This window comes from Stenomitos frigidus ULC18 (assembly GCF_003003795.1).
Lineage (GTDB): Bacteria > Cyanobacteriota > Cyanobacteriia > Leptolyngbyales > Leptolyngbyaceae > Stenomitos > Stenomitos frigidus_A.
Genome location: NZ_PVWK01000024.1, coordinates 1 through 4,236 on the forward strand (window position 1 = coordinate 1; position 4,236 = coordinate 4,236).

A 4,236-nucleotide genomic window follows, 5' to 3' on the forward strand; every position below is an offset into this window, starting at 1 on the left:
AAACACCCTGACTCTGCTTTATTTCAAACCTGGTGGAGGGGCTTGACTTAGGCAGAAACGAATCGCACGCCGACATAAAGGCAAAAAGGTGCCAGATGACCGATAAGCCTTACCTAGAGTGAGTTTGAGAAAAGCCGTAAGCCGTTGACCTCAAAACAGCACTACTGCGCCGGGATGCAGTTAATCCTGGTTTGAAACTGTCTTGATTGCAGGTTTGAGCGATTAGTATTGCAGGTCGCTACATGTAATAGTTTCAGCCTAATTGCACTTCATGACGGCTTCGCTTCAGTCACCCCTAATTGGCACTGTACGCCGACATCATCTCTTCCTGCCCGTCAACAGACACAGAGCGTTGATCGCCGGGGCGAAGAAATAGCCGCCGCCCGTGGGAATCACCCAATCGTTGTTAGTAGAAAGCTCTTGGGGTTTGCCATCAATCGTCACCTTGAAGGTACGTTTGCGTTGTTCTCCAGGCGTATTGTTCTGCCCAATGATTGGGTCGTGGCCTGTGCCTGTTTCCTTAAACCCAGGACTGTTAACCCAGCGCTGGGTCACAAACTCGAACTGATCGATGATCGAGGTTTGGTAAGCCGCAAACACGAGACCACGATTGCCAGAGTCGATCGTCCTATCCGGGTCATTTGGAGGGTAGTAGGGCTGTCCGAAGGGAATGCCACGGCGTAGCAGGCGGTGAGTTTGGGTACTTACTTCGCCAATTTTGGGCACGCCCGGCGGCAGGTTGGGGTTAATGCTGGCAGACTCGTCATCGCGGGGATAGGATTTACGAATGTGACCCGCCCAGGGGCAGATCGCGCCCAACGCATCACCAGGGGAAACTTCAAACGTAGGGTCGTTGTCTATGCAGCGGGCATCCTCGACCAGGCAATCGGGTTTGTCAGGATCGGGTTGGGGCGGAATCGGTTCGGATGCGCCGACGAACTCGAAGTGGTTGTTGGCGCAGTCGTTGTCCGCTAGTTTGGGATTGTCTTTGGTCTGGGCTCGCAAGATTGGTGCGCCACTTTTCCATCGACCCACCAGTTTTGCTCCTAGCAGTTCGGGAGTGGTGCCGATCGTCGTAGCGGTGTCTGCTAAAAACTTGTGGAAGCCTCCCACATCCTGTCGCAGCCTCCGGATCACCAGGAAGGAGCCATCCTTGGCCCAAATTGGACCTTGTTTGGGTCGGTCGGTGCTGGGCTTGTTGCCATCCCACTTTTCGCCTGTGAGCGAATCTACCCCAGGATCTTTAACCTCGGCAGCGAGAGGATCTTGGTCAGGATAGCCAAAGATAAACTCTCCTGGCCACAGCAGATCCTGTCCTGGCTTGCCCTGATCCAGTGGCTCCTGGGGGTTTTGACGCAGCGTGAGGACATCATGCTCGTCTTCCGAAATCCGACCTCGGACTCCGGGTTGGCTGACTCCATCCAAAAAGCCGAAATGTTCGTGACCAACGAGAGGTGGGGGCAGGGTAGCTCCCTGCTGTTTATAGAGGATAGTGACGCCACTGTTGGCGTGTTTGCCGTTGTGGGTGCGACCGGAGTAGATGGTTTCCTCAATGCGGGCGACTTCGGCTGCCAGTTCTGCCGGACTGTCACTGGCTACGATGACCACGACATCGGCTTCGTTCTTTGGCCCACCGACCAGCCAGTTGTGACGGTTGCCTTCGATCGCCTCTGGATCTTCTCCTGCTTCTGCGTCACGCGGATCGCCGAGGTCGATCGATCGCGCCTGCAAGCCCTGTTTGAAGGCTTCATCTTTGAATGCGTCTGCCTTCAGCACTGCCAGATCGTCCGCCCACTGCTGGTAGTCGGGGAACTCGCAGGCCAGCGATCGCAGGGTTTCGTCATCCTCTGTCAGCAGTTGCAAGGCCCGGAAGGAGAGGGCGATATTCACCCATGTGGCTTGCACCGTCCGGGTTTCAGCAGAGCGTCGCCGCCGGATCTCCTTGAACAGACGATTGAAGGCTAGCACTTCGGCAGTGGTGGCGATAAAGGGAATCAGTTCCCCCAGCCACCGCCGGAAATCGGACTGGTTATCTACCCGCAGAAACAGCAGCGTTTGCTGGTCTTTGTTGAAGCCAGACAGGATATTGCCCTGGATGTTTTCGATCGCCAGCACGGGTTCGGTCGGTACGGCAGGACGAGTGGGGTCGTGCTTCAAGCTCTTGCCAGAGGGTTGTGGCGCTTCCCGCACGACAGGTTTTGTCGGAGCAGGGGTTGAGCTAGAGGATGCACCAGGCGCAGTGGGAAACGGGCAGGCTTTCAACTCAACTTCGATACCAATCTCGGTTTCGCCCGCCGCCACATTCCACAGCACCGCGTTTTCGGTACTGCGAATCAGTTCGCCTTTCTGAAAAATCTTGAAGAACAAATCGGGGGAACGATCGGCAAATAGTTCCTGAAAGTAGGCCGACTCAAACTCAATCCGAAATCCGCCTTGGTCATCGGTAGTTGCAGCTCCGACCAAATCATTGATGATCAAATCCTTGTCCCAAGCTTCCACCTGCACGCTCGATGCGCCTTTCTGGAAGTTGCGATCGATGACCCGACCTTGAATCACAAAATTCGCCATAGGTTACCTCTTCGATGAGTTAGTAGGAACGTTGTTGTTGGAAAAGCCGTTGGACCTAGGTGGGGTCGCGCCGAGATACGTGTAAAACAGTGCCACCAATTTCGAGTGGACTAAATTTGGCATCAATAACGCAAAAGTTATGGTCTGAAACCCTGATTCTGTCGTAGAGGCTAGTCGCTGAAACGCCCTAAACACGTCTGGTTAGTTGCTGTCTGCGCAGTAGATCAAGCTAGAGAACGCTAAGGTAATCGTTGTCTATGATCCAAGCTACATAAGCATTTCGACATTCCATGGCATAAAATTACATGTATCTCGGCTCAATCCCAAAAGGAAGCTTTGAGACTCGTTAAATTCGCAAGTAGCCAATCCATTCAGCGACTATGAAGAACAGGGTCGATGCACCATGAGCATCTTTAAAGAGAGGTTTTTCCAGCTTTTACAAAGAAAATTGTAGCTAGATTAACAAGATGGAAAAATTCTAATTTGTTAAGGACAGAGGCTTAAAAATAAAGATCTCGTTATATCTCTGATGCCGACGCTGTGCTGAAAAGTCTGTGGAGTAGATAGCTCATAATGAGCATCACTATAAACAGGCTCTGGAGATGCGCTTACCTGGGTTTACGATCGCCAGGAATTAGTGTTCACACACATCATTCATTGCAGGTGCGGCTATAGGGAAGCGCTCAGCTTGAAGATAGGCAGCAAAGTACTTGTTAAAATATGTCCACGACGTTTCGTTTTTTGTCGCCAGGAAACAGCGAGGAGCCTCCTTGTACAAAGGAAGTCGAGTCTTGATTTCTGCCTTTAAGAGAGGATCAAGGGCTTCAAAGTTGGCTACTTTCTCGCCAGTCGCGCTATAGACTAAATATCCGGGTTTACCTTTCATCTTCATCCAGGGTAACCAGGGCCCCACTCGCGTCCAAGCGATGTGCATGTTTTTCACCGCATGAGTTGAATGTTTCAAGTCGGTAACGGAGGTTGTGAGTTGAAAGAATTCCCCGGCTTGATAGAGCTTTTCTGGACTATAGTCCTTAAACTTGGCATCGGCAGCGAGCACATTGGGATAAGTCAGCAGGTTGTCGCTGACAAAGGTGATATTGTTCCCATCGTTCTCACTGGATGGATTACCAGACAAAACATATTGCACTGGGTTATTGGCAACGTGAACGACGGCAACAGTTTCGCCAGTCCAGGGATTTTCCCACCGATGGACAAGCTGATTCGTTTGAGGGTCGAGATAATAGGTGAGTTCACGGGAAAGTAACTGCCATTTACCCTGCTGATTCTTAAGGCAGCGGGCAACATTCATACCTAAAAACTTAAAAAGCTTGCGCTGCCGTTCTTGTGGGACAAACGCATACATTGACCCTTGCCATTCGGTGTAGATATTGTTCCCTGTGGTCGAACAGCGCACGCGGATAAAGGTCTCTAGACCGCTCGGTTGTACCGCTGACGGGGTCGCAGCGAAACCAATGCCAGCAGAAAGAGTCGCGACGACAAAAACAAAAACAGTTTGGCTACCTTTGGTTGTTCTAGCCTGCTTGGAAAACATGTTTACCAGCCTGCCTATGCAAGGCGATCAAAGGTATTAAGGAGATTTCTAGGAATGAATTTACCCGCTAGCAGGTTGAATAAGGATATCCCATTTTGGTAATTCTGGATTGCGTT

2 protein-coding genes are annotated in these 4,236 nt (G+C 51.4%); both read right to left on the bottom strand.

The window, feature by feature from the left end; all coding sequences use genetic code 11:
• Positions 1–318 precede the first annotated feature (318 nt).
• Positions 319–2,568 carry a Dyp-type peroxidase gene (locus C7B82_RS04945; protein WP_106255203.1) on the bottom strand — a complete coding sequence of 750 codons (2,250 nt, stop codon included), beginning with the start codon at positions 2,566–2,568 and terminating at the stop codon, positions 319–321.
• A gap of 634 nt (positions 2,569–3,202) precedes the next feature.
• The gene (locus C7B82_RS04950) at positions 3,203–4,120 is read right to left on the bottom strand and encodes a DUF1838 domain-containing protein (RefSeq protein WP_106255204.1); all 918 of its coding nucleotides are present in this window, start codon (positions 4,118–4,120) and stop codon (positions 3,203–3,205) included.
• Between the last annotated feature and the right edge of the window lie 116 nt (positions 4,121–4,236).

Coding starts and splice junctions, on each gene's coding strand:
- C7B82_RS04945 (WP_106255203.1), bottom strand. CDS start 2,568: ATGGCGAATTTTGTGATTCAAGGTCGGGTCATCGATCGCAACTTCCAG.
- C7B82_RS04950 (WP_106255204.1), bottom strand. CDS start 4,120: ATGTTTTCCAAGCAGGCTAGAACAACCAAAGGTAGCCAAACTGTTTTT.